Consider the following 25719-nt stretch of genomic DNA (forward strand, 5'->3'; position numbering starts at 1 on the left):
CGCTCCTAAGATGGGAGCTCCCGGTCGGCTTCCACCAATTGGCTGCTTCTGAGATCTGTGATCCATAAATTGAACGACTGGTTTTGGGCGCAAAGCTGCGATCGCGGAGCGACTGCTTGGTTCTAACCTGCGACTATTTATGGACTGGTCAGCTTAGGACCTTCGATGATCGATCGATATAATTCTATGTAGCGGTCGGCCATGCCATCGATCGAGAAACGTTCGCTTACCGATCGACGACACGCCCTGCGATCAATGTCGGCCGAGCGCCCGACCGCTGAAACCGCCTCGTCGAAACTATCGACAAGAAATCCAGTCACGCCATGCTCAACCAATTCCGCCATCGAACCGCGGCGGTTGGCGATCACGGGCGTACCGCAGGCCATTGCCTCAATCACCGAAAGGCCGAACGGCTCATCAAAGTTGATCAAATGCAGAAGCGCGCGAGCATGGCCAAGCGTTCGAACTCGCTGCTCTCCGCCGACCGCTCCATGATATCGAATGGTGGCTGATAAGTGCGGTAACACCTTGCGTTCGTAATAATCACGGTCCTGAATAACACCATAGAGGTCAAGCGCGCGGCCACTCGCCTGTGCCGCCGCAATTGCTTCGGCGGCGCCCTTGTCGGGATGTATGCGACCGAAAAAGATAAGGCTGTCGGCTCCGTCGGCGTTAAACGGGAAATCTTCGACCGGGACCCCATGATGGATCGTCGCGGCGTAGCTCAGTGCCGGGTGTCGGTCGGCGTCGCTGATGGCCACGTAGTGCACGCGGTCACCAAACGGCAGATACATCGGCAGGATCCGGTCTGAGCCGAATCCATGGATCGTTGTGACGATCGGCGTGTCAACCAAGGGCGCGAAAGCGTGAGCGGGAAAGTCTGCCTGGTTGTGGATCAAATCAAACTGATCGGCCTGCGCAAAGAGATGCGACAGATGGCGGTATTCCCACACCTTGGCGTCGATTGTCGCGTCTTCCTCGTAAGGCGCGGGAACAACCCCATCCAGCTTTGCCGCTGTTTGACTGTCGAGCGTGGCAAACAGCGTAACGTCTACCCCGCGCTCGACTAGCGCTTCAGTCAGCATGCTCGTCACAAGTTCCCAGGGGCCATAGGCGCGCGGAGGGGTACGCCATGCGATCGGCGCGAGCATGGCTATCCTCAAGACGTTGGCTTCACGATCAGTCCTTCATTGGGCCGAAGCATGCCCGGTTCGGGGACCCCGGAAAGCGTCGAGAGCAACACTTCACAATTGGGAAGCGTGACCCGCCGTACTTCTTCGCTCAGGTTCAGCGCGACAATGAAGTGCTTGCCGCCTCCACGACGCTCGTAGATCAGGACGTTTTCGGACGCACGTATAAGTGCAAAATCGCCGGCGTTGAGCGGGGAGTGAGCACGCCGCAGCCCCACAAGGTCGCGGTACAATTTAAGCATCGAACCGTCATCGGCGCCCTGTGTCTCCACGTTGCGCGTGGGCCAGTCGGCATTGATCGGCAGCCACGGCTCACCGGTGCTGAAACCGGCATTCTGCGAGCAGTCCCAAGGCATCGGCGTTCGCGAACGATCGCGCCCCAGTCCGCGACCCGGCTGCCGCAACTCCTGCGGATCACGCACGCGCTCGGCCGGGATATCGACCTTACCGATGCCGAGCTCGTCACCTTGAAATAGCGCCGGCGTTCCGCGCAGGGTCAGCAGCAGCATGGCCGCAACTCTTGCCTGTGATTCTCCGATCCGCGCGGCAATCCGAGGCGCGTCATGGCTGCCAAGAACCCAATTGGGCCAGCCGAACGAGGGCAGCGAAGTCTCATAATCGACGATCAGGTGTCCGAGGCGCTCGGCATTCCAATCGTTTTCGATCAGCTGGAAATTGAACGGCAGGTGGACCTGCGGCTGCTCGGGCGTGCCGAACCAACGTGCGTGGCGCTCATTCGGCAGAAAAATTTCACCGATCAAGACGCGCCCACCATAATCATCGGCAATCGCGCGCATCTCGGCCGAGATTGCGTGCGCCTCGGGTTGATCGGTCGAATAGCTTTGAAAGACGCGATCGCGCGCATTCATCAGGGGTGTCCAGTCCGGATTGACCGGGTTGTCTGGAAACGCTGCCGCCTTCACAATGTGCCACAGTACGTCGATGCGGAACCCGTCGACGCCTCGCTCAAACCAAAAGCGCATAACATCGAACATCGCTGCCTTGAGTTCCGAATTGCGCCAATTGAGGTCTGGCTGTTCCCTAAGAAAGGCGTGCAGATAGTATTGCTCGGTGGCCGCATCCCATTCCCAAGATGAGCCGGCAAAATCGCTCTCCCAATTGTTTGGGGGTCCACCCCCAGGCGCGGCATCAGCCCAGATATACCAATCGCGCTTGGGATTGTTGCGTGATGACCGGCTTTCGACGAACCAGGGGTGCTGGTCCGAAGAGTGATTGGGCACCAAGTCGAGAATAAGCTTGAGACCGCGCGCATGGATTGAGACGAGGAGCCGGTCGAAGGCGGCGAGATCACCGAACATTGGCTCGATCCCGCAATAATTCGAAACATCATAGCCGAAATCGGCCATCGGGGACGGGAAAATTGGCGAAAGCCAGATCGCATCAACGCCTAGGCTTTCGACATAATCCAGACGGTGTTCGATGCCAGCGAGGTCGCCGATGCCATCGCCATCGGAGTCCTGAAATGATCGCGGGTAAATTTGGTAGATAACGCCTGTTTCCCACCACGGGCGGATCATTCGTGCAACCATACGGCTAGATTGGCCGTACCCCGCGATAGATACCAGCCGAAACCTCGTCCGAGCTTCAGTGGCGGCTTATGGGGAAATTGAACGATGTACTGTACGACCGCAATTGGGCGCAAAGCTGTCGCGCGCCTCTAGCCGCCGAGCCCACATCTAAAGGTCAAAGTCCGCCGACCGCTTCTGCGGGCGATGAGGGCGCTTGGCCTGACCCGCCGCCAATATCGCCGAGCCAGGCAAAGCAGCCCACCAAACTGGCCATTCAACTTTCTTAGGTGTCCGCGTTGCACAGACAATCTCGACCTGTTCATCGACAGTCAGTTGCCGGTCTCCCAGTCGCGCAAGCGCTTGCTGGACCAGCCATGGTTCAATTCGCGTGTTGGCCGTTTCCCGATATTCATCCAGCACGACGCCCATTCGCAAGGCAACGAGTGCGGTGTTCACCGAACCAGGCGTCGTGGACACAAACACAATCCGGAGGGTGGTGTCAGTCGGATGCGAACTCGTCTCCACACGATGGAAGTCGGTCTTTGAAGAAAGCGGTTCAGGCGGCGAGTAGGCGCCACTCTGCAAGCGCCGCTGCGCGGCGTTCCTTGAAGACTGGGCGACTGACGAGATGGCGTTCGGTGTTGAAGTGATTATGGACGTTGGCGTGGACTGAGGCGAACTTTTGTAGCGTCTTCATTCGTCGGAATCTGAGCATCGCGCGTTCTCGTCGTCGGAATGGGAGATGGCTGTTTTCAACCCGGTTGTTGGCATGCCGGCCGACCTCCTGCTTGTCGGTGTTGCCGAGCACTTTCATCGCGGCCTTGTACGATGCCAGACCGTCGGTGACGATTGCGGCAGGTGAGCCGTGGCGCTTCAGCGCCTTCTTCATGAACACGAGCGCAGCGGCCTTGTCCCTGGTTTTTGTGATGAAGCTCTCGAGGATCTCGCCTTCGTGATCGACGGCACGCCACAGGTAAACCATCTCGCCATTTAGCTTCACGTACATCTCATCGAGATGCCATTTCCAATGGCGAAAGCCGCGCATGTGATTGACCCGCTTGCGGCGGATCTCGCCTGCGAACAGCGGGCCAAAGCGATTCCACCACAGGCGCACCGTCTCGTGGCAAAGGTCGAACCCGCGCTCGAACAGCAAATCCTCGACGTTGCGGAGCGACAGCGGGAACCGCACGTACAGCATCACCACTTCCCGGATCAGCTCGGGCGCGGAGTGGAAATACCGGAACGGGTTAGCCGGCTTGGCTCGAGATTTGCGGCTCATTCGCGGCGGCTAGCAGCCAGACCCCTGAACTGCCACATCCCTTTGACAACACCGTCAAATAGCATCAGCTGGGCCGGGGTCTCGCCCGACAAACGCCGTATCCTGCTCTCCGCCGGATGAAGGCGTGCCTGAAGCGCGTCAAACGACAACACGCCACCGATCGGCAGAATCAGCTCGCCGTCGAGGGCGTAGTCCCGGCAGCTAGTTTCCAGCAGTGCGGCGACGATCTCTGGAAAGTAGCGCGCCAGCGACTTGCCGGACTTGGACATGATCTCGACACGGTCGCCGAGCCGCGAGGCGATCGCGCGGAAACCGTCCCACTTGGGTTCGTATTGCCAGCCGTCCTCGGTCGGGAGGGCGTCGACCAGCTTCGCCTCCATCGGCTCGGTCTCCGCTAGCGGATGGGGTCTGTCCATCACGCGCGCCGCTTCCGCTTCGGCTTGTCCGAAAGCTCGATCCACACAGGCGCATGGTCGCTGGTCTTCTCCCAGCCGCGCACGTCGTGGTCGACCTGCGCATCGACCAGCCGGCCGGCCAGAGCCGGACTCAGAAGCAGGTGGTCGATCCGCAGCCCGGCGTTACGGGCGTAGGCGTTCCGGAAATAGTCGAAGAAGGTATAGATTGTCTCGTCGGGATGGATCGTGCGCAGGGCATCGGTCCAGCCTTGCCCGGTCAGTCGGAAGAACGCCTCGCGCACCTCGGGCGCGAACAGCGCGTCGTCGAGCCAGCGCTCAGGCTTGTAGACGTCGCGCTCGGTCGGCATCACGTTGAAGTCGCCGGCTAGCATCACCGGCAGACCAGACTCGAGCAATCCGGCGGCGTGCTCGATCAGCTTCTCGAACCACCGCATCTTGTATTCGAACTTGGGGCCGGGCCGCGGGTTGCCGTTCGGCATGTAGAGACCCCCGATCAGGATCCCGTTCACCGCCGCCTCAATGTAGCGGCTCTGCGACGGATCGGGGTCGTCGGGTAGGCCGCGCTGGGTCTCGTGTATCTCGCCGACCCGGCTGAGCATCGCGACGCCGTTCCAGCTCTTCTGCCCGTGCCAGATCGCCTCGTAGCCAAGGTCGCGGATCGGCGTTTCCGGGAACTTATCCTGTGGCGCCTTCAGCTCCTGCAGCACGACGACGTCCGGCTGGCTCTCCTCGAGCCAGCGCAGGAGCACGGGCAGCCGGCCGTTCACGCCGTTCACGTTGTAGGTTGCGATCTTCACAGGTCGGGCAGCACCTGATCGGCGCGCCCCCATCCGGACAGCGCCTTGGAGCCAGCGCGCCTTACGAGTTCTGCCGCGTCGCCGATGTGGAAGTGGTTCGGGGCATCGATGCTCTCCATCTCCTTCCAGGTGATCGGCACCGCGACTGGCGCGTTCTCGCGAGCGCGCACGCCATACGGCATGACGGCCGTCGCGCCGCGCTGGTTGCGGAGGTAGTCTACGAAGATGCGACCCTTGCGCTGGATCTTGGGAAGCGCGGCCGTGAAGTTCTCGGGATCGCTCTGGGCGACGGCCAGCGCCAGCCTATGCGCGAAATCCTTCACCTCGGGCCACTCGGCCTTCGGAACCAGCGGCGCGATGACGTGCACGCCCTTGCCGCCGGTCACCATCGGAAAGGTCTCAAGTCCGATCGACTTCAGGATGTCGCGGAAGTGGAACGCGGCCTTGCGCACCGCCTCGAAGTCGAGCCCCTCGTCGGGGTCGAGGTCGAACACGAGCCGGTCTGCCTTCTCGACGTCCTCGATCCGCGATCCCCAGCCGTGGAACTCGATGGTGCCCATCTGGACGCAGGTCAGCAGCCCGTCTGCGGTGTCGATAAACAGGTAGGGCTCCTCGTGCCCGTCCTTCTCCATGATGCCGACGTGCCTGACCGTGTCGCCGAAGCTGCCAGCGTCGTGCTTCTGGAAGAAGCACTTCTTACCCCGACCTTGGGGACAGCGGACCAGGCTCATCGGCCTGCTGCCGACCCATGGCAGCATGATGGCGGCGACGGTCGCGTAATAGTCGGCGAGCTGTCCCTTGGTGATGTTGGACTCTGGGAAGATGATCCGGTCGCGGTTGCTGATCTTCACCTTCGACCCTGCCGGGGCCTCGACCTGGGCGACGGCCCGCTCGACCTCGAGCACCACCGCCTCAGGCTTCTTGTCGGCGCGAAGGCCGAGGTAGCTCGGGTGCCGCAGCGTGCCCTCGTTCGTCATTTCGGTGTAGGCGATCTCGGCGACCAGCCTGGGCTTCAGCCAGTGCGCGCCCCGCACCTCGGCGCGTGGCGCCTTCACGGTCGGCTTGTCCTGCTCGAGCGTCGCCATCGTCTCCATCAGGCGAATGATCTCGTCATTGCTGAACCCGGTGCCGACCTTGCCAGCATAGCGCAGCACGCCATCCTCGTGCACGCCGAGGATCAAGGAGCGGAACAGACGCGACTTATCGGAAGGCGTCCAGCCGACGACGACGAACTCCTGCCGCTTGATGCACTTCGTCTTTAGCCAGTTCCCCGAGCGCGATCCTACATAACGGCCATCCGCTTTCTTCGAGATGATGCCCTCGAGACCGGCGTCGCAGAAGCTGTGCAGCAGCTTCTCGCCATTGCCCTCGATGTGTTCAGAGTAACGGATGCGGTCGCCACCCTCGGGCACGATCTTTCGCAGCATCGCCTTGCGCTCGGTCAGCGGCCGGCCGGTCAGATCCTCGCCGTCGAGCTCGAGAAGGTCGAACGCGATGAAGTCGATGCTGGCCGGCGCGCCCTTCAAGGCCCCCTGCAGCCCCTGGAAGCTGGACCGACCGTCCGCGTCCATCACGACGGCCTCGCCGTCGAGAAGCGCCGACCTCACGCCGAGTCGGGCGGCCGCCTCGACGACACCAGCGAACTTCTTGGACCAGTCGAGCCCCGAGCGCGTGTAGGCGCGGGCCGTGCCGCCGCCCACAGCCACCAAAAGCCGGTAGCCGTCATACTTCATCTCGTGGAGCCAGCGGTCGCCAGCGGGCACCGTGTCGACCAGCGTGGCGAGCTGCACCGGCCTGAATGGTGGCGGCTTCAGCTGCGCCGCCCTCCGGCTCTTCCCGCCCGGCGCAAACCGCTTGGATGTCTTCGTGGATGCCATCCCCCATAGACTCGTTCAGCGCCGGAGCGTTCCTTCACCCCCATCGAGCAAGCGGTGCCGGATCCTCGGGGACGCGCCTTGCGCCCGGTGCAGGCAGCCGTCGCCCTCGAAGTCGGCGCCCGCCGCGCCTATCTTCCATGGATGAGAATATTCATCAGCTCGCTGATCTCGAACTTCGCCGCGGAACGTCGCGCCGTTCGCCGCGCCGTCGAGACATTGCGCTTCGAGGCGGTGATGGCCGAGGACTTCGGCGCGCAGCCCAGCTCGCCACAGGTCGCCTGTCTTCAGGGCCTCCGGTCATCCGACTGGGTGGTGCTGGTTCTCGGCGAGGACTACGGCGCCGTTCAGCCCGTGTCGGGTCTTTCGGCGACGCACGAGGAATACCGCGAGGCCCGGAACACGAAACCCATCTTCGCCTTCGTGCAGGAGGGGACGTCGCCAGGCCCGGAGCAGGCGGCCTTCATCGCCGAGGTGCAGGCCTGGCAGGGAGGGCTCTTCCGGGGCGGCTTCCGCGACGCCGACGACCTTCAGGCGGCCGTCATCCGCGCGCTTCACGACTACACCCTCACCAGCGCGACCGGACCTGTGGACGAGCAGGAGATCATAGCGCGGGCTGTTGCGCTACTGCCACAGGAGAGCCGGAACACCGTAGAGGGCCCGTTCATCGACATCGCGGTCGCCGGAGGCCCTCGCCAGCAGCTGCTCCGCCCCGTGCAGATGGAGGCCCCCGATCTGGCCGACAGGCTTCTTCAGGAAGCCCTGTTCGGCGCAGACCGCTTCTTCGATCGCGCCGCCGGGACGGATAGCGGTCTCGATGGCCCGGACCTCGTCATCGCGCAGCAGCGCGGCCCGTCGTTCCGGCTCGGCGAAGACGGGTCGATGACGGTGCGCCTGCTCGCCACCGAACCGCGCAACCGTGACGTCTTCGGTCTGCCCGCGATCATCGAGGAAACGGTCCAGCAGCGCATCGCCACCGCGCTCGGGTTCGCAGCCGCTCAGCTTGAGCAGATCGACCGGACCGAGCGCATCACGCATGTCGCGATCGCCGTCCGCATCGCCGGGTCCGACTATCTCGGCTGGCGCACGCGCGCCGAGCACGCGGCCAGCCCGAACTCGATGACGATGGGCATGGGGGGCGACCAGCGCGGGCCCGTCACTGCCTTCAGACGCCGTGCGTCGCTGCGCCTCGACCGCACGAGCCTCGTAGAGGACCTCGTAGTCCCGCTGCGCAGGCAGTGGTCATCGCGGTAATTACCGGCTCAAAGCTAGTTGCTCGGCGCCGATTCACGAAATGCGGCGATTATCGCCTGCACGGTAAAGGGCTTCGGAATGATCAAACCCGGCGGGTTGCACGGACTGCACTCCTCCGGTGTCCCAGTAATGAAGATTACCGGTATCGGTCCCAATCGCCTATGGATTTCGGCCACTGCGCGCGGTCCCGTGCCCTCTAGCAGCTTTACGTCCGAGGTGATTACGCTCGGCGCGTGAGCTGCGGCAGCGGAGACAGCAGCCTCTTCCGTGTCAACTATTTCAAACGAAGTCGCCCCCTCCGACGCCAGGATATCCTGAATGGTCATCGCGACCAGAGGTTCGTCCTCGATGGTCAAAACATGGCACATGTCGTGGCTCCTGGCGATTTCTGTCAACGCAGCCGGCACCGCGTCGATCCGTAGGCTTCCGCAGGGGCTGCTTGCCTTTGGCTTTCGTTGGTTCAAAGTAGGACGCCCGGCAACGTTCGGCAGACACTCCAGTCACGAAGCGAGTTTTGATGGCCGACGCCTCGATCATTCCAGCGGACGAACCGCGTCGCCTGGCTGCCGTGCGGCGCTACGACATACTCGACACGCCACCTGATGGCGCGTTCGACCGAATTACCGCGCTGGCGGCTCGGCGCTTCGGTGTGCCGATATCAATCATCAGCATCGTCGATGAGGACCGGATCTGGTTCAAATCGCACCACGGGGTGCCGGTCGAGCAGATCGGGCGCGACCCCGGTCTTTGCGCGTCGGCGATTCTCTCAAATGATCCGCACATCCTCACCGATGCGAGCATCGATCCCCGTTCGCTTGCCAATCCGCTGGTAGCGGGTGACTTTGGGCTTCGCTTCTACGCCGGCGTTCCGCTGACCACTGACGACGGCCATAATCTCGGAACCCTGTGCATCATCGATAAAGAGGCGCGGCCGATCGACCAGTCGCAGATCGACGACCTGAAGGACCTTGCTGCGATAGTGATGGACCAGATCGAAGTGCAGCTTTCCGCGCGCCAGGCGGTCTCCCAGGCTGAGTTGATGGCCAAGGAAATCGACCACAGGGTCATGAACAGCCTGCAATTCGTGTCGGGTTTGCTGTCGATGCAGAGCCGCGCGCTCGATGATCCCGACGCAGTGGATCATCTTCAACTTGCCGCCAACCGCGTCGCCGCAGTCGCGCAGGTGCACCGCCACTTTTATGCGGAGGCCGCCGATCACGCCTCCTGTATCGCTTTCCTGAGGCGGTTATGCGCCGATCTGGAATCGATCCTCGGACGGAAAATTCAGGTGAGCGGGGATGAGGGCAACATCCCCACAACGTCGGTGCAGCCCGTCGGACTGCTCGTCAACGAGCTGGTCACGAACGCGGCCAAGCACGGTCAAGGCGTGATTGAGGTCCGCTATGAGATCGAGGGAAATCAGCATGCCCTGATAGTCTCCGACGAAGGTCGCGATCTCCCGAAAGACTTCGATCCGGCTGCGGCGAGCCGGAGCCTAGGCATGCGGGTCGTGACCTCGCTTACAAGACAACTCGGCGGCGAGCTGACGAGCGGTCATCGACCCGACGGCGGCACCTGTTTCAAGGTGTCGTTTCAGGCACAGCCGTAGGTTTCTTTTAGCCAGCACTCCTCCAATCACTCGCGACAGTTGAGCACTGCAGGTCGGCTAGCTTTCCGAGATGATCCGGATCGTAGCCGGGTCTCGAACACCGTCGAACCAGCGCTCCAACGCCGCGGCGAACAGCGGCCCACCGCCAGCGTAATCGAACAAGGTGAGTGAGGACCGGAGCTTCATTGCATCGACCTCACCGAACACCGCGATAGCCGTCAGTCCAGTGAGATCCTGCAGCACGGCCACGCTCTCCCCAAGGCGGGTGCCGAGGACAGGCTCGTCGAGATAGGCGCGAGCCTCTTCGAGCGACCGGATAGCGAAGCGCTGGGCCATCTCGCTTCGGCCCAGCCCCGCAATCTGCGGAAAGATGAACCACATCCAGTGGCTGCGCTTCGCGCCACGCCGGATCTCCGAGAGCGCGGCCTCGTAGCTATCGCCCTGGGCAGTCAAAAACCGTTCAAGGTCGAAAGGGTCGGCCACGGTCTTTCCAACCATCAGTGCGGTCGCTCGCTCTGCTCGAAGATCTCGTCGATCTTGGCGGTAATGACCTCGTAGAAGCTGCGGCCGTGCGCGTCGTGCGAAGCGCGCATCTGGATCGCGCGCGACTTGATGTGGTTGGCTGCGGTCAACGCACCAAGGTGGAAATCCTCCTCTGTATGCAGGCGCGTGTCGGCATCGAGAAGGGCGCCGATCGCCAAGGCGTAGAAGTCCATGACGTCGTCCGCCTTTGGCGGCCTCCCCGCAGCGGCCCGGAATTCGCGCTCGACCGTCCCCATGATTATCTGGAGCGTGCGGATCTTCACATCGTCATCGATGCTCAGCAGACCCTCCGAATTGGTCGGCATCAGCTCGTCTCCTCGATGGTCTCCGCGGCCCGGTCTTCACGTGCAACATTGCACACTCCGACGACCTTTATTCCAGCGACCCGTTGACTCAGCGCCGTTGATAAGAACAAATAAGGAACGAATCAACTTGTTCGCTAGTCTGCTGATGCCATGCGCCAATCCCTCGTCCTCGAAGATCTGCGTGCGCGCATCGCCCGCATCGAGGGTGCAGGCGCCCGCCACGAGGCAATACCGTTCGGCATCGAAGCGCTGGACTCGCGCCTTCCCGGCGGTGGCATCGCCTCCGGGGCGCTCCACGAGATAACCGGTGGCACCGACCTCGCCGACGATGCCAGCGCGACAGTGTTCCTCGCTGGCATCCTCGCAAGAATAGAGGGCCCGGTCCTCTGGTGCTTGCGGTGGCGCGACCTATTCGCGCCCGCCTTGCATCTCGCAGGCCTCCACCCCGACCGGGTAATCCACGTCGAGGCCGGGAGCGATGCGAACGTGCTGCTCGCGATGGAGGAATGCCTGCGCCATGCGGGACTGGCCGGCGTCGTCGGCGAGATCGGCAAGTATTCGACCACAGCGTCCAAACGCCTGCAACTGGCGGCCGAAGGCTCGGGCGTCGCGGCGTTCGTCTTCCGCCGGTCGTCGAAGGCGGACCAGGCCGCCGAGGGGACGGCGGCCGCCACGCGCTGGCGGATCACCGCCGCGCCGAGCGAGGATCTCGGCATCCCCAGTCTCGGCCGTCCCCGCTGGCGCGTGGAACTCGCACGCGTGCGCGGCGGCAACCCGCACGCCTGGATCATGGAGGGGTGCGATGCGCAGGGTCGCCTCGGTCTATCTTCCGCACTGGTCGACGGACCGGTTGCGGCGGAAGACCGCCAAGTCGCCGCCTAACGACGCCCGCCCAGGCGGCGGACCGCTGGCAACCGCGATCCCGGACCACGGCCGCCGCGTCATCGCGGCGGTGGACGTAGCGGCGCGCTCGCTTGGCATCACACCAGGCATGACCGTGACAAAGGCGCGGACGTTCGCACCCGGCCTCCAGGTGGTCGACGCCGAACCGGATGCAGACGCCGAGGGCCTCCGGCACCTCGCGTTGTGGGCTGGCACCAGATACGCGCCACTGGTCGCGCCGGATCCGCCGGACGGGATCTGGATCGATGTCACCGGCTGCGCATCGCTGTTCTCTACCGAGCGCGCGCTGCTCAAGGACCTGCACCGGCGCACCGCGGCGTTCGGGCTCACGGTCCAGATCGCGGTCGCCGACACCGCCGGCTGCGCGCATGCCGTCGCGCGCCACGTGCTCGCCGGACGCCCCGTCACGATCGAGCCCGGCGACCACCGCAAGGCGATCTCGCTCCTGCCGATAGCGGCGCTCAGGCTCGAATCGCCGACGGTGGAGGCCTTGCGCAAGCTCGGTTTCGAGCGGATCGAGCAGCTGATCGACGCGCCGCGCGCGCCACTCGCGAAACGCTTCGGGCGCGGGCTCCACCGACGTCTCGACCAGGCGCTCGGCAACCTGCCCGAACCGATCGAGCCGGTGTTCCCCGAGCACCTCCCGCGCGCGCGCCGCGGCTTCATGGACCCGATCGCCACGTCCGAGGCCTTCGGCCGGGTCATCGGAGACCTCGTGGGCGATGCCGTCGAGCAACTCGTCCGTGTCGGCAAGGGCGCTCGGCGGCTCGACTGCCTGTTCCACCGCGTCGATGGACACGTGCAGGCGATCCGCGTTGGCACAGCGACGCCCTCGCGCGATCCAGCGCACCTCGCGAAGCTGCTACGGGCCAAGGTCGAGACCGTCGAACCCGGTCTCGGCATCGAGGCGATGACGCTGGTCGTCCCGCTCGCGGAGCCAATGGCCGCCCGGCAGGGTGAGGGGCTGGAGTCGCTCGGCCGTCGCGGGCCCGACCTGGCAACGCTGGTCGACGCACTCACGAACCGCTTCGGCGGCGGCAGCCTCCATCGGACGGCCTATAGGGCGGGGGCGATGCCCGAGCGGTCGGTCGACAGGCCTGCCGCGCTGGCGCCGCCGCGCGTCACGGCGTGGGATGACGACCTGCCACGGCCGGCACGCATGCTGGCCCGTCCCGAACCAGTCGACGTGATCGCGCTGCTGCCCGACGAAGCGCCGCGCATGTTCGTGTGGCGCGGCCGGCGCTACGCCGTCACGCGCGGCGACGGGCCTGAGCGGCTGCACGGCGAGTGGTGGCGCGACGGCGGCGTCGAGGGCGAGCAGCCTTACACCGTGCGCGACTACTACCAGGTCGAGATCGCGACGGGCGGCAGATACTGGCTCTTCCGCCTCGGCGACGGGGTAACCCCATCGACCGGTCCGATGCGCTGGTTCATCCACGGCGCATTCGCATGAGCGGGACGGCCTATGTCGAGATGCAGGTCACGACGCATTTCAGCTTCCTGCGCGGCGCGTCGAGTCCCGAGGAGCTGTTCGCCGCCGCCGCGCTGCTCGGTCTGCCGGCCCTCGGCGTGGTCGACCTTGGCTCGGTCGCCGGCATCGTGCGCGCTTGGGACGCCGAGCGCACGACGGGCGTCCGCGCGATCGTCGGAACCCGCCTTGATCTCAACGACGGCACGGCGCTCTGCATCTATCCGACCGACCGGGCCGCCTATGGCCGCATGTGCCGCCTGCTCAGTGTCGGCAAGACGCGCGCCGGCAAGGGCGCGTGCCACCTCGGCTGGTCCGACGTCGAGGAATGGAACGACGGCCTGATCGCTATGCTGGTGCCCGACCGGGCCGACGCGACGACCGAGCAGGCGCTGGCGACCACCGGGCGGATCTTCGGCGACCGCACCTATATGGCCCTCACCGTGCGTCGGCGCCCCAAGGACGCGATCCGGCTGCGCGACCTCGCTGCGATGGCGGCCGCGGCGCGGGTGCCGACCGTCGCCACCAACGACGTGCTCTACCACTCGCCAGACCGCCGACTGCTGCAGGACGTGGTCACCTGCATCCGCGAGAAGTGCACGATCGACGAGCTGGGTGACCGACGCGAGCGCTTCGCGGATCGGCACCTCAAGACGGGGGAGGAGATGGAGCGGCTGTTCCGCCGCTACCTCAAGGACGCGTCGCCCGTCGCGCGCAGCGTCGAGATGGCCGCGCGCTGCGCGTTCAGCCTAACCGAGCTACGATACCAGTATCCCGACGAGGTCGCCGAGCCAGGACGGACGCCGCAGCAGGAACTGGAGTGGCTGACGTGGGAGAAGGCGCCGATCCGCTATCCGGAAGGCATCGAGGGCAAGATCCGCACCCAGCTCGAGCACGAGCTGCGGCTGATCGGGGAACTCGACTACGCCCCATACTTCCTGACCGTAAACTCGATCGTCGCGGAGGCCCGGCGGCGTGGCATCCTGTGCCAGGGGCGAGGCTCCGCCGCGAACAGCGCCGTCTGCTACGTGCTCGGCGTCACGTCGATCGACCCCGTCCGGTCGGAGCTGCTGTTCGAGCGGTTTGTCAGCGCGGAGCGGCGCGAGCCGCCCGACATCGACGTCGACTTCGAGCACGAGCGCCGCGAGGAGGTGATCCAGTGGATCTACGAGACCTACGGCCGCACGCGCTCGGCGCTGACCGCCGTCGTCACCCGCTACCGCGCGCGCGGTGCGATCCGCGAGGTCGGCAAGGCCCTCGGGCTTAGCGAGGACATGACCGCCGGGCTGTCGTCGTCAGTGTGGAGCTTCAGCCGCGACGGGGTGGAGGAGAAGCACGCCGAGGAGCTCAACATGGACCTCGGCGACAAGCGCCTGACGCTGACGCTCGAGCTCGCCCGGCAGCTGATCAACACGCCGCGCCACCTGTCGCAGCATCCGGGCGGGTTCGTGCTGACCCGCGACCGGCTTGACGAACTGGTGCCGATCGAACCGGCGGCGATGGAGGACCGCCAGGTCATCGAGTGGGACAAGGACGACATAGACGCGCTCGGCTTCATGAAGGTCGACGTGCTCGCGCTCGGCATGCTGAGCTGCATGCGCCGTGCCTTCGAGTTCCTCGAAAGCGACAAGGGCGTGACGGTCGACCTCGCCACGATCCCGGCCGAGGATCCCGAGACGTATGCCATGATCCGGAAAGCCGACACGCTCGGCGTCTTCCAGATCGAGAGCCGGGCGCAGATGGCGTCGATCCCGCTGATGGCGCCGACGACCTTCTACGATCTCGTCATCCAGGTCGCGATCGTCCGGCCCGGGCCGATCCAGGGGGACATGGTCCACCCTTACCGTCGCCGCCGCGCCGGGCTGGAGAAGGTGACCTATCCGACCGAGGAATTGCGCCGTGTGCTGGAGAAGACGCTCGGCGTGCCGCTGTTCCAGGAACAGGCGATGCGCGTCGCGATCGAGTGCGCCGGGTTCACCGCCAGCGAGGCCGACCTGCTGCGACGCGCGATGGCGACGTTCAAACTCACCGGCGGCGTCTCGCACTTCCGCGACAAGCTGATCGACGGGATGGTGGCGCGCGGATACGAGCATGCCTTCGCCGAGAAGACCTTCAAGCAGATCGAGGGGTTCGGCTCATACGGCTTTCCCGAAAGCCATGCGGCCAGCTTCGCGCTGATCGCCTACGCCTCGTCGTGGATGAAGTGCCACCATCCCGACGCCTTCTGCGCGGCGCTCCTCAACGCCCAGCCGATGGGGTTCTACGCCCCCGCCCAGATCGTCCGCGACGCGCGGCAGCACGGCGTCGAGGTGCGCCCGATCGACGTCAACTCGAGCCGCTGGGACTGCACGCTCGAGGACGGCGGCGGGCGCTACAAGGCGGTGCGGCTCGGGCTGCGGATGGCGCGCGACCTGTCGAACGCCGACGGTGCCGCGATCTCCGCGGCGCGGGGCGATGTGCCCTACACGTCGGTCGAGGAGGTGCAGCGCCGCGCGGGCGTCGGACGCGGCGCGCTCGACCGAATCGGCGACGCGGACGGGTTCGGCTCGCTCGGCGCGAGCCGGCGTGCGGGGCTGTGGGAGGTGAAGGGCCTCGGCAACGCTCCCTTGCCTCTGTTCGCTGCGGCCGACGAGCGCGAAGGACGCCTGCGCCGCGAGTCGATCGAACCCGAGGTGGATCTGGCCGAGATGGGCGAAGGCGCGGAGGTGGTCGAGGACTACCGAGCGTCCGGACTGTCGCTGCGCGCCCACCCGCTGGCGTTCCTGCGCGACGAGCTCAAGGCGCGCCGGATGATCACGTGCGCCGAATTGCGGGACGTGAAGGACGGACGATACGTCGAACTCGCCGGGATCGTGCTCGTCCGCCAGAAGCCGGGCTCGGCAAAGGGCGTGATGTTCATCACGCTCGAGGACGAGACCGACGTCGCCAATCTCGTCGTGTGGACCAAGATCTTCGAGGCCAACCGCCGCACGGTGCTCGGCGCCTCGATGATGGGCGTGCGCGGGCAGGTGCAGCGCGAGGGGGACGTAATCCACGTCGTCGCGCGGCGGCTAGACGACATGTCACCGCTGCTCGCCAGCGTCGGCGGCCGCGCAGACGTTGCCGACGTCTATCGGGTAAGCCGCGCCGACGTCGTGAAGCACGGCATGGGCCCGGATCCGCGCGAACCCGGAGAGCGCCATCTCGGCAAGGGTGCGCGCGACATATACATTCCAGACTTGCGGCTCGGATCAGGCATCATCCCTGGGGAGCCGGTCGAGGGTATCAAGGTCAGGACGCGGGACTTCCGTTGACGCCCCGGATCTCCCAGTCACAGGCGCGTGGTCAGAGCGGAGCCTGGCCACCAGCCCTTAAAGGTGTAGCCGCTGATGATTACTTGCACCATCCTGTATGATGGTGATCCTCAGCGTCGCCTATCACACCACCGTTTATGATGGTGCACGCTATCGCCAGTGCTTGCGCTCAAGCGTAGGTCCATCCTAGAACTGCAGAATGAGCAGCCCAACGGCCATTGAAGACACGACCTGGGAGCGCTTGGTAAAGAATATGCTGCGCGCCGAGATGATGCGCCGCGGTGTGTCCTACGAGCAACTGGTGGTAAGGTTGGCAGACTTGGGGGTCGAGGACAATGTGCTCAACCTGCGCAACAAGGTGGCGCGCGGTCGCTTTACCGCCCCCTTTTTCGCCAAGTGCATGGTCGCGCTCGGCGTCACCAGCCTGCAGATACCGCCGGTCACCGAGATCGGGGACAATGTGGACGATGCACATGGCGCCCAAGCGCTTGCCAGAAAGTCGACAAAGCGAAGAAAGCCGGATCCAGCATGACCGCCCGCACATACGTGCCTTTGCTCGATCCGGCGTTCCTGCAATCCGAACTTCACCACGAGTTCATCGCATGGCGCAGTGGTGGGGGCGACAAGCAGTTGCGCGAACGCTTGGAGAAATGGTCGGCGAGGGTCCGTAAGCGTGAGACGCAGGCGGAAGGATCGTTCACCCAGATCTTCTTCGTCGATATCTGGGGCTATCTGCAGGATGGGCAGGGGCACGATCTGCACCACCTCCAGCCGAAATTCGCGATTAAGGGCGCTGGCGCCGGCGGCAACACCGGCGAGGCCGACCTCGGCATCGGAATGTTCGGAACACCTCGTCCAGAGATCCCTCAGGTCGTCTGCGAATTCAAGGATGTGAACTCGGGGCTCGACGCTCCGCAGAAGCGAAAGGGCAATGACCGTTCGCCGGTCATGCAGGCCAAGGACTATCTATGGGGCGCCCGGCGAGGCGTCTTCCCCAACGATCCCATCCAGCCGCGGTGGGCGCTTGTCACGGACATGAACGAGTTCCGCCTATACTGGGTCGATAGCTTCCCGGATCGCTACCTGCGGTTCGTCATCGGCGACACCAAGCGCGACCTGCTGGCCGAGCCCTGCCTACTGGACGATACCGAGGCCGCGCAGTTCGACCGTTTCCTTTTCGCGTGGCTTCTGCGACCGGACATGCTGCTCGCCGAGGCGGGCAGACCAAGGCTTGAGCGGCTAATAGAACGGCAGGGCAAGACCCAGTCACGGCTCGAAGACGTATTCTACGACGATTACCGGGTTTATCGGGGCGCGCTAATCGGTGAGATCACGGCGCAATTGCCGCCGGGCGTCTCTCCGGGCGGAGCCGTCCGTCTAGCCCAGAAGCTGCTAGACAGGCTCATCTTCGTCATGTTCGCCGAAGACATGGGCATGCGGATTGGCTTTCCCGCCGGCGAGCTGACGCAGCAGCTCAAGAATTTCAGCAGCGACAATTTCCTTCGGCCCCAGGGCAATGAAGTCTGGGAGCGGCTAAAGCTGATCTTCGACGTCATGAACGAGGGCGGCGACATTGCCGGCGTCCCGCTTCACCGGTTCAACGGCGGTCTGTTCGCGACCGATCCCGACATCGACGCTCTCCGCCTTCCCAACCGGCTATTCGTCCAGCGCGGCCAGAGCCAATCCCAGAAAGGCACCGACGAAGAGAAGCGGACGCTCTTCCATCTTGCCGTAACCTACAACTTTGCGGCGGAGGGAGAGCGCGACACGGCGATTGGCCTCTATACTCTCGGACACATCTTCGAACAGTCGATCGTCGAGCTGGAGATGCTCGAGGCAGAGGCGGATGACCGGCAGTCGTTGACCGTGCTCAACAAGCGCAAGCTGGACGGCGTTTATTACACACCGGAATGGGTCGTCACGCGCGTCGTAGAGGAGGTTCTCGAGCCACTGTTCGCAGCCTGGCGGGTCGCAGCCGCCGACACGCACGAATATCTCACACGCCTTCGCGCGGTCCGTGTCGTGGATCCGGCGTGCGGCTCGGGCGCCTTCCTGATAGCTGCACTGCGACACCTGCGCACGGAAATGACGCGTGCGATCATGGAGATCGGCGAGGTGGCCGACGAGGGGCAGATCACCGAACACATCCTCTCGCGAAACCTATACGGCGTCGACATCAACCCGGCGTCAGTCGAGATCGCAAAGCTGTCACTCTGGCTGCACACGGCGAAAGCTGATGGCCCGCTCTCCTCACTCGACAAGACGATCAGGTGCGGCAACAGCCTCGTCGATCGGGACTTCCTGCCCGAAACGGCCACGGCATCCGATCGTGAACGCCTGAACGCTTTCGACTGGAACGAAGCGTTCCCCGACGTCTTCGCGACCGGCGGCTTCGACGCGGTGATCGGCAATCCTCCCTACGTGAAACTGCAGAATCTCAAGAGAGCGGATGCGGTGACGGCCAGCTGGCTAGCGACACCCGCAAGCGGTTACAGGAGCACCGTTCACGGCAACTTCGACCTATACCTGCCGTTCATCGAGCGGGGGCTCCGCCTCCTGAACGAGGAAGGGAGGATGGGCTATATCGCCCCGAATCTATGGCCTACCCTCGAGCATGGCGCAGGCCTTCGCCAGCTGGTCGCCGAAGGTCGTAACCTCGCTCGCTGGATCGACTTCCGATCGCACCAGGTGTTCGAGGAAGCCACGATCTACACCTCGATCCAGATCTTCTCCCGATCGCCCGTCCAGCATGTCGATCTCGCCTTCGTCGGCGACGGCGACGTCAGCCGCATCGACTGGAACGATCAGGACAATATGCTTCCCTGGGATGCCATACCCGCCGACGGCAGACCCTGGCGCCTCGCCCCGGCGCCGGTAAGGTCCTTGATGGACCGACTGGACCGCGACTGCCGGCCGCTCGGCGATCCGTCGGTCACAAAAAGCATATTCCAAGGGATAATAACTAGCGCGGACCACATCTTCCATCTCAAGCGCATCGCCAACGGGCAGTATGTTCATAAGCCGAAGGGCAGTGGAGCCAAACCAGTCCCCGTGAAGATCGAGGACGCCCTGATGAAACCGCTGGTCTCAGGCACCGAGGCAAAACGCTTCCTGGAGCCGGCAACCGAAACCTACCTCCTGTTCCCCTATGCGGTCGGCGACGGCGTGGACTTAATGCCCGCCGACCGCCTGGCAGCAGAATTCCCGAAAGCATGGCAGTATCTGCAGCAGCACGAGGAGGAGCTTCGCGCACGCGAGAACGGCTCGTTCGACGATGCACAGTGGTATCGCATGGGGCGGAACCAGAACCTGGACAAGCAGGAGCTGCCGAAGCTGCTCGTCGGGCAGCTCGTGCCGGGAATGCGCGTATCGTTCGACGATGGCGGAAAGGTCTATGCGAACAACGTCCGCGTCAACGGGATACTGCCCCAGGGCGATAACGGCTGGTTCCTGCTGGGCATATTGAACTCGCCGACCGTGGACTTCGTATTCCGTTGGACGGGCAAGCCCAAGGACAACGGCTATTACGAAGCCAACAAGCAGTTCATCGCCCCATTGCCGATCCCTGCCGCCAGCAAGGACCAGACTGATACGCTGTCGGCGCTCGCCCGCACGATGCAGGCCGACGTCACTGCACGGGTTCAGGTCCGCGGCGACATCGCGCAGCGCCTCGCAAGGCTCACCTTGGTGAAGCACCCGCTCGAATGGCTGCTTCCCGGCATACGCTCAGCGGCGGCAATCGAGGGGGAGTTCCAGACCATCAAGACGGGGCTCAAGGCGGTCGCAAAGACCCGTGAGGAAAAGCGGAACCTCAAGACACGGATCGTGGCCGCCCAGAAGTTGGACACGGACTTCGCTTACGCGGACCTGGGAAATCGACTTAGCTCGAGCAATGCCCTTGATGTCGTCGCGGAAAGGGGCAGCGTGCGCTTTGTCGCCGACGGCGCGACTGTCGCGCAGGCGTTCGTCAGCGATGCAGAAGCACCGCTGGTCGTCGCACAATGGCAATCTGTATCCCTAACCTTCGATCCGAGCGTGCGCGACGCTCCGAAGAAACTGATCGAGGCGCTACGCAGCGTCGCGGTTACCGGCGAAAAGGTTGTTGTCGGTCAAATAGTCGAGCTTGCAGAGAAGCTCGACGTCCTGACACGACGGATCCGAGAGCACGAGCGAGACCTGCACCAGCAGACGAGCCTTCTATTCGGCCTCAGCGCGCAGGAGAGGCTTATGGTCGAGATGGGACGATGAGCGATCCCACCGACGCGTCCTGGCTCTTGGCGACCTGGCAACTTCAGGTCGCCGTCGGAAGCGGCTACACGGCTTACATGATCGCCTACACCGGCATCAGGCATCACCATCAGACCATCGACACCACATTCCGCACGGTCGCCTTCGGCTTGGTGGCGACTGCCGTAATGCTTTCGATGCCGACCAGCGGCAAGGTATTCGTCATCAGTGTGGCCGTTGCGGCCACCGTCGCCGCTGGCGTGCTGTGGCGCACCGTCGGCATGGCCCTATGGGAAGCGGCGCTAAGGTGGCTCGACATCAGTTGGGCCGACGACACGCCCAGCGCATGGGCGAAGCTCAGCGCCGACCAACGCTATCACATCACCCAGATATCGGTGCTGACCACGGACGGCGTCCGGCTCCGATGCAACGACGCGGCATCATGCGGCCGGCTTCCGCTCGGACCATGCATCCTGGGCACCAACGGCGACATTCTGTTGTATATCACTCACATCAAGAAACCCGGCGAGGACGAGAAGGAAAGCGTCGGCATGAACGACGCCCACCACGGCGCGAAACTGACCTACCTTCCCGCCAGTTCGATCAAGCAGCTCGATATTCGGAGGAAAGCGGTGCCGCGGCGGGGAATTCCTTTCCTAGTCGGGCGATGGATCAGTCGTCGTCGGCGGGCGGCATCGCCGGACGGTTCTCGCTCGTAGTTGGATCGGTCTTTGGCTGAACGCTGCCACCTACATCGTGGCCATCTTGCGGTGGAGCCTTCGGCCAAAGTGACTTCTTCTCGGTTTCAAATGTGGGGCGATCGTCTGCCATTTCAATCCTCCTGGTAGGAACAAAGGGTGTATCTGCGACGCGCCAGTGTGTCCATATCGGAAGAAATCGCTGGAAAGACGAGAGCGTGCGGCGAGCATATCGACGAGGCACCTTTACGGCGAACCCAGGCGATACGAGACTGCGACGCTGATCGGACTCTACGCCACGCCGCTTGCGGCGATCCCGATCGCAAACCTAATCGCCCGCCGCCTCGCCCCCTTGGCTGGTCGCCCGAAGGATGCCGGATGGCGCAACTTCATCTTCGCCCAGCGGCGGCGAGAGCAGAGCGAGGCATATTCAGCTCCTTCGGCGGAGATCTGAGGCACCAGGCCACCATAGATTTGTTCTCTCTTTGTTCGCGTGATAAAAAGGGCGGCCACGAGTCGCAACGAGAAGTCCGCATGTCGAGGCTGCACGCAGTCGCCACCACCGCCGAAGAGGTCGCCGCTCATTTCGGCGTCGAACCCGTTCCATACTTCGAGGTGCCGATCGAGACCGTCGAGGGACTTCCCGGCCTCGTCGTATTCGAGAGAGGCGGTCGCCGGCATCTACGTCTCATGACTTGGGGCTTCCCGCGACTTTCCCGCGCCATGCACACGCGCGGTGAAGAGCCGAACCGCATCGGTTTGGTCGCCGACCTCACGAGCCCCATGTGGGACGAAATGGTCGTCGAGCCGAAATACCGCTGCCTGATCCCGATCACCCATTTCGCCAACCCGGACGGACCTGCGGGCGCAAAGACGCGCACGTGGTTCTCGGTCAAGGATCAACCGATCGTAGCCTGGGCGGGCTTCTGCCGGAACATCCCGGATCAGGGCCCGCTCTATGCCGGCATGACCATGGAGGCGAACGACGCGATCCCGCCGACCAACGACCGCATGCCTGTCCTGCTGGAACCGAGCGAATACGAGCGCTGGCTGCACGGCACCGTCCAAGACGTGATCCAGTTTCAGTATCGCGCGCCGTTCGATGCATCGCGCGCCGTTCGATGCATCGCGCATCATTCTGGAGGCGACCGAGGACCGGTGGCGCAGCGGCAAGGGTCCGCCGCGCCCGGCGCTGCCCGCACCTCAACCGGCTCTGCTCTGAGACCCGCTGTGGCCGCCGTCGCCGACCTGTTCGGGCCTCTCGAGGGCTCGACGCTGCCGGGCCTGTCCAGCTGGCCGGAGGTGATCCCACCCACGCGCGAGCGGGACATCATCGAAAACATCGACGCGACCGAACTTTCGCCATTCCGCTTCCAAGGCTGGTTGGGCAAGCGCCATACGCGCTCCTACGGCTGGACCTACGACTTCGACACCGGCCGGTTCGCAAAAGGCGAGCCGATGCCGCAGTGGCTGATCTCGGTGCGCGACGAGGTCGCCGAGGCCGTTGACCTACCTGCAGACGGGCTCGAGCAGGCTCTCCTCATCCGCTACGATCCTGGTGCCGGCATTGGCTGGCACAAGGACCGTCCGGTATTTGAGCACGTCGTCGGACTCTCGCTTGGCAACCCAGCGACGCTGCGCTTCCGCCGCCGCCGCGCCGATCGCGGCTTCGAACGCTTCTCGCTCGAGGCCCAGCCCCGATCGCTCTACCGGCTGTCGGGCGAGGCCCGATGCGCCTGGGAGCACAGTATCGCAGAGATGGAGGTGCCCCGCCGCTCGATCACATTCCGCACGCTGGCTCGGTAGCGAACGCGACCGCAGGGCGTTGGCGCCCAATGACTTCCACTTCCACGAACAGCGGCAGGTCGGAGCGCCGGGCGACCTCCGATCACCCGGTGACGCCGGATGGCCGCTACTTAGTGGTGCGCGGGCGGTTGTGGCGACGGAGCGATCCCAAGCTGAGCGATGAGGATCGCGAGCGGCTCGTGAGCGCACTCATGTCGGCGAGACGGGGGGTCGCCACAGCGCGCCGCACCAGTGACGGGCAGGCGGAGGGCGCGGCCCACGAGGCGGTCGATGCGACGAAGCGGGCGCTTGGCGAGCGCGGGCCGGTGTGGTGGGACGACGGCGCCCTTGACTACAACCGCCACATGGCGAGAAACACCCCCTACGCAGACTGGTTCGGAGGCCTCGACTGATCATTCCTTAATCAGTGGTCGCCGCGGTCTCCCTCGCCGGGCTTCGACTTCGTCTTGGCATGCTTGCGCACGTCCTGCGAAAGCGACTTTCCGACATCGTCGGACCCCTTGAACTGTCCCGCGTCGTCGCGACGGACGTAGCGCTTGTCGGTCCCAGTATGGATGAGTTCACGCTTCGACATGACAGCCTCCAATCTCGTTGTTCCGCGGGAACGCCTGGCGATTCCTGTGGTTCAATCACATCAAGACATCCGAATGAAAGAACACGATGGCCAACGGCTGGGCGCCAGACGGCGCGGTGCGGGATCAGATCGCCGACACAGTCAAGGATGCGGTCTCAGCCGCGCGCGCGCGCATGCCGTCGGGCGAGAGCGCAGAAGATTGCGAGGTCTGCGGCGAGGATATCCCTCAAAAGCGGCGGGATGCCCTGCCCGGCGTCCGAACCTGTGTCGCCTGTCAGGCGGAACGCGACCAGCGGCCAGCAAGCTCCGGCATCAACCGTCGGGGCAGCAAGGACAGCCAGCTGCGCTAGGCGACGTCAGCGGCCAAAGAGACGGGCGAACAGGCCGGGCTTCGACGCCGGCGCCGATACGAGCGGCTCGACAGGCTCGTCATCCCGCAGCATGTCATCGATGCGCGCCATCGCATCGGCATGGCGCCGCTCGCGCTCGATCCCGTTCAATTCGCGCACTCGCGCACTGACAGCCAGATAGAGTTCAGCATGGACGCGCTTCGCGGTGCTGTGCGTAAACGGCTCGCCCCAGGCGGCGCGCATCCACTTCCGGTCGGTGGCGTTCAGAAGGACGAGTTCGTCGCAGCCGATGCTCTCCCACGACAGTTCCAGGTCGGCGAACCGCGAATATGGGGTCATCTCGAATAGGCCATAGCCAATCCCCTTGTCGGCATCCGTCTCGACCGCGAAGCTCCACAAGGAAGCGAGGCGATGTAGCTTACGGAGGGCCGGGTCCGCGTCGGCGCCGTCCTTGCGCGCCTGCCGGATCATCGCACGCAGTGCGATCGCCATCTCCCTCCACGCAGCCGGAAGCGAAAGGTTGCGCTCCGCGACCTCGAAGCGGGCCCGCGGATCGTCCTTCGAGCGCTGCAGAGCGTCATACCAGAACTCGCCGTCCCCCTCCCGTGGCCCCGGAGTGCGCCCCTCGATCCCGGTTTCGGTCCGCGTCCACACGGGCTTCCATAAAGCCTCGTCGCGGCGAACGACCTGCTCCTCGGTGGTGGTGTCGATCCACCGCATCGTCACGCCGCGCCGCTCAATGCGGGACCGAAACTGCGCCATTCAACGCGTCGAAGCGAGCGGCGATCTCCTTCCAGCGACGGACACCCGCCAAATCCCCTTCCAGCGCCAGCGCCCCGATGCGTTCCGCAATGAACACGGGGGCTGCGTTCCCGAGCTGGCGCTGAACGGCGGCGGCCTCTGCCCGACGTTCCTCGTCCGGCGTCACGCGAGCGCCAACCCTTCGGCCGATGGCGGCGCCTTGCGCTTCACCCACAGCTCACTCGTCCGGGTCATCTCGATGAGGTCATCGGGGTAGCAGCGCTCCTGGAACGCCAACGCGTCGTCGAACGAGCCGTTCAACCACTGATCGTATTCGTCGGGCTGGAGCAGGACTGGCATGCGGTCGTGGATCGGCCGGATCGCTTCGTTGCAGTCGGTCATCACGCCTGAGTAAACCGGGCCCCACTCGTCGCTGACGCGCCACAGACCCGCCCAGGCGAAGACGGGCTGATCCTTCACGTTGAACCAGGTGCGCGTCTTCGACCCCTTTGGACCCTCCGCCTCGGCGAAGCCGGTGAGAGGAATGAGGCAGCGCCACTGGGGCTTGCGGGCCAGCCCGATCCACATGGGCTTGCGCAGGTCGGCGATGTTGTTGACCGGCTTGGGCTTCGCCGTCGGCGACATGCTCTTCAACCGCAGCGGGAAGCCCCAGGTCATAGATTGAGAGACGCGCGCGTCCTCGTGTTCGCGGACGACGACGCCCGGCGTTCCCGGATAGACCTCCTCGCCTGCATTGCTCTGAACCGGGTTCGCCACGCCGAAATGGGCCGCGACCTCGGCGGCGCTCTTACGGACGGTGTAGAGATTGCACATGAGTGGAGACTAGCGTCACGCGGTAAGGT

The 25719-nt window shown here is 64.4% G+C and carries 25 protein-coding genes and 1 pseudogene; 11 read left to right on the top strand and 15 right to left on the bottom strand.

Annotation, left to right across the window (positions count from 1 at the left end; translation table 11 throughout):
- Positions 1-137: 137 nt before the first annotated feature.
- The 7 genes and pseudogenes from ACM9ME_RS12435 to ligD all read right to left on the bottom strand — a co-directional run.
- Entirely contained in the window at positions 138-1163 is a 1026-nt protein-coding gene (locus ACM9ME_RS12435; protein ID WP_415643776.1) for a glycosyltransferase family 4 protein, read from the bottom strand.
- A complete protein-coding gene (locus ACM9ME_RS12440; protein WP_415643777.1) occupies positions 1160-2728 on the bottom strand; it encodes an alpha-amylase family glycosyl hydrolase in 1569 nt (522 codons plus the stop codon). Before ACM9ME_RS12440 ends, ACM9ME_RS12435 begins: the two co-directional genes overlap by 4 nt.
- Positions 2729-2887: 159 nt before the next feature.
- Positions 2888-3175 (bottom strand): hypothetical protein, encoded by a 288-nt coding sequence (locus tag ACM9ME_RS12445; RefSeq protein ID WP_415643778.1) that lies wholly within the window; start codon positions 3173-3175, stop codon positions 2888-2890.
- Between the two features lie 100 nt (positions 3176-3275).
- Positions 3276-3998 (bottom strand): IS6 family transposase, encoded by a 723-nt coding sequence (locus ACM9ME_RS12450; protein WP_415643779.1) that lies wholly within the window; start codon positions 3996-3998, stop codon positions 3276-3278.
- Positions 3995-4378, bottom strand: a complete 384-nt coding sequence (locus ACM9ME_RS12455) for an ATP-dependent DNA ligase (protein WP_415643780.1) — start codon at positions 4376-4378, stop codon at positions 3995-3997. The genes ACM9ME_RS12450 and ACM9ME_RS12455 overlap by 4 nt, the downstream gene beginning before the upstream one ends.
- A gap of 35 nt (positions 4379-4413) precedes the next feature.
- Positions 4414-5211, bottom strand: coding sequence for an exodeoxyribonuclease III (gene xth, locus ACM9ME_RS12460; protein ID WP_415643781.1), 798 nt, complete (start codon positions 5209-5211; stop codon positions 4414-4416).
- Positions 5208-7019: pseudogene (gene ligD, locus ACM9ME_RS12465) on the bottom strand (DNA ligase D); the annotation flags it as partial. The gene xth and the pseudogene ligD, both read right to left, overlap by 4 nt.
- A gap of 156 nt (positions 7020-7175) precedes the next feature.
- Here ligD and ACM9ME_RS12470 point away from each other — a divergent pair.
- Positions 7176-8339, top strand: a complete 1164-nt coding sequence (locus ACM9ME_RS12470; protein WP_415643809.1) for a DUF4062 domain-containing protein — start codon at positions 7176-7178, stop codon at positions 8337-8339.
- A 14-nt stretch (positions 8340-8353) separates the two neighbouring features.
- Here ACM9ME_RS12470 and ACM9ME_RS12475 read toward each other — a convergent pair whose 3' ends face one another.
- Positions 8354-8746, bottom strand: coding sequence for a response regulator (locus ACM9ME_RS12475; RefSeq protein WP_415643783.1), 393 nt, complete (start codon positions 8744-8746; stop codon positions 8354-8356).
- Positions 8747-8856: 110 nt separating this feature from the next.
- Between ACM9ME_RS12475 and ACM9ME_RS12480 the strand changes: the two genes are divergently transcribed.
- Positions 8857-9948 (top strand): sensor histidine kinase, encoded by a 1092-nt coding sequence (locus ACM9ME_RS12480; RefSeq protein ID WP_415643784.1) that lies wholly within the window; start codon positions 8857-8859, stop codon positions 9946-9948.
- 57 nt (positions 9949-10005) lie between these two features.
- Here ACM9ME_RS12480 and ACM9ME_RS12485 read toward each other — a convergent pair whose 3' ends face one another.
- Positions 10006-10446 (bottom strand): DUF1810 domain-containing protein, encoded by a 441-nt coding sequence (locus tag ACM9ME_RS12485; RefSeq protein WP_415643785.1) that lies wholly within the window; start codon positions 10444-10446, stop codon positions 10006-10008.
- Positions 10446-10796: a hypothetical protein gene (locus ACM9ME_RS12490; protein WP_415643786.1), complete on the bottom strand. Its 351-nt coding sequence runs from the start codon at positions 10794-10796 to the stop codon at positions 10446-10448. Before ACM9ME_RS12490 ends, ACM9ME_RS12485 begins: the two co-directional genes overlap by 1 nt.
- 150 nt (positions 10797-10946) lie before the next feature.
- On the opposite strand from ACM9ME_RS12490, the gene ACM9ME_RS12495 reads away from it, so the two are divergent.
- The 6 genes from ACM9ME_RS12495 to ACM9ME_RS12520 all read left to right on the top strand — a co-directional run bounded on the left by ACM9ME_RS12495 (position 10947) and on the right by ACM9ME_RS12520 (position 21406).
- A complete protein-coding gene (locus ACM9ME_RS12495) occupies positions 10947-11678 on the top strand; it encodes an ImuA family protein (protein WP_415643787.1) in 732 nt (243 codons plus the stop codon).
- The gene (locus ACM9ME_RS12500; protein ID WP_415643788.1) at positions 11599-13152 is read left to right on the top strand and encodes a DUF6504 family protein; all 1554 of its coding nucleotides are present in this window, start codon (positions 11599-11601) and stop codon (positions 13150-13152) included. Before ACM9ME_RS12495 ends, ACM9ME_RS12500 begins: the two co-directional genes overlap by 80 nt.
- Complete coding sequence (locus ACM9ME_RS12505) at positions 13149-16460, top strand: error-prone DNA polymerase (RefSeq protein ID WP_415643789.1); 3312 nt, start codon at positions 13149-13151, stop codon at positions 16458-16460. Before ACM9ME_RS12500 ends, ACM9ME_RS12505 begins: the two co-directional genes overlap by 4 nt.
- Positions 16461-16659: 199 nt before the next feature.
- Positions 16660-16992, top strand: coding sequence for a DUF6471 domain-containing protein (locus tag ACM9ME_RS12510; protein WP_415643790.1), 333 nt, complete (start codon positions 16660-16662; stop codon positions 16990-16992).
- A complete protein-coding gene (locus ACM9ME_RS12515) occupies positions 16989-20708 on the top strand; it encodes an Eco57I restriction-modification methylase domain-containing protein (protein WP_415643791.1) in 3720 nt (1239 codons plus the stop codon). Before ACM9ME_RS12510 ends, ACM9ME_RS12515 begins: the two co-directional genes overlap by 4 nt.
- Positions 20705-21406, top strand: a complete 702-nt coding sequence (locus tag ACM9ME_RS12520; protein ID WP_415643792.1) for a hypothetical protein — start codon at positions 20705-20707, stop codon at positions 21404-21406. Before ACM9ME_RS12515 ends, ACM9ME_RS12520 begins: the two co-directional genes overlap by 4 nt.
- Positions 21407-21676: 270 nt before the next feature.
- On the opposite strand, the gene ACM9ME_RS12525 is transcribed toward ACM9ME_RS12520, so the two are convergent.
- Complete coding sequence (locus ACM9ME_RS12525; protein ID WP_415643812.1) at positions 21677-22066, bottom strand: hypothetical protein; 390 nt, start codon at positions 22064-22066, stop codon at positions 21677-21679.
- Here ACM9ME_RS12525 and ACM9ME_RS12530 point away from each other — a divergent pair.
- Entirely contained in the window at positions 22001-23191 is a 1191-nt protein-coding gene (locus ACM9ME_RS12530) for an alpha-ketoglutarate-dependent dioxygenase AlkB (protein WP_415643810.1), read from the top strand. The two genes, ACM9ME_RS12525 and ACM9ME_RS12530, sit on opposite strands and share 66 nt — an antisense overlap.
- A 29-nt stretch (positions 23192-23220) precedes the next feature.
- Entirely contained in the window at positions 23221-23583 is a 363-nt protein-coding gene (locus ACM9ME_RS12535; RefSeq protein ID WP_415643793.1) for a hypothetical protein, read from the top strand.
- A gap of 11 nt (positions 23584-23594) precedes the next feature.
- Here the strand turns inward: ACM9ME_RS12535 and ACM9ME_RS12540 are convergent, their stop codons facing one another.
- Positions 23595-23765 carry a hypothetical protein gene (locus ACM9ME_RS12540; RefSeq protein WP_415643794.1) on the bottom strand — a complete coding sequence of 57 codons (171 nt, stop codon included), beginning with the start codon at positions 23763-23765 and terminating at the stop codon, positions 23595-23597.
- Between the two features lie 86 nt (positions 23766-23851).
- Between ACM9ME_RS12540 and ACM9ME_RS12545 the strand changes: the two genes are divergently transcribed.
- Positions 23852-24115 carry a DksA/TraR family C4-type zinc finger protein gene (locus ACM9ME_RS12545; RefSeq protein WP_415643795.1) on the top strand — a complete coding sequence of 88 codons (264 nt, stop codon included), beginning with the start codon at positions 23852-23854 and terminating at the stop codon, positions 24113-24115.
- A 6-nt stretch (positions 24116-24121) separates the two neighbouring features.
- Here the strand turns inward: ACM9ME_RS12545 and ACM9ME_RS12550 are convergent, their stop codons facing one another.
- Genes ACM9ME_RS12550 through ACM9ME_RS12560 form a run of 3 tightly spaced genes read right to left on the bottom strand, consistent with a single transcriptional unit; the run spans position 24122 to position 25690 of the window.
- Positions 24122-24877: a hypothetical protein gene (locus ACM9ME_RS12550; RefSeq protein ID WP_415643796.1), complete on the bottom strand. Its 756-nt coding sequence runs from the start codon at positions 24875-24877 to the stop codon at positions 24122-24124.
- Entirely contained in the window at positions 24852-25043 is a 192-nt protein-coding gene (locus ACM9ME_RS12555) for a DUF6961 family protein (protein WP_415643797.1), read from the bottom strand. Before ACM9ME_RS12555 ends, ACM9ME_RS12550 begins: the two co-directional genes overlap by 26 nt.
- Entirely contained in the window at positions 25040-25690 is a 651-nt protein-coding gene (locus tag ACM9ME_RS12560; protein ID WP_415643798.1) for an SOS response-associated peptidase, read from the bottom strand. The genes ACM9ME_RS12555 and ACM9ME_RS12560 overlap by 4 nt, the downstream gene beginning before the upstream one ends.
- Positions 25691-25719: the final 29 nt, after the last annotated feature.

It is taken from the genome of Sphingomonas antarctica (genome assembly GCF_965137005.1).
Lineage (GTDB): Bacteria > Pseudomonadota > Alphaproteobacteria > Sphingomonadales > Sphingomonadaceae > Sphingomonas_O > Sphingomonas_O antarctica.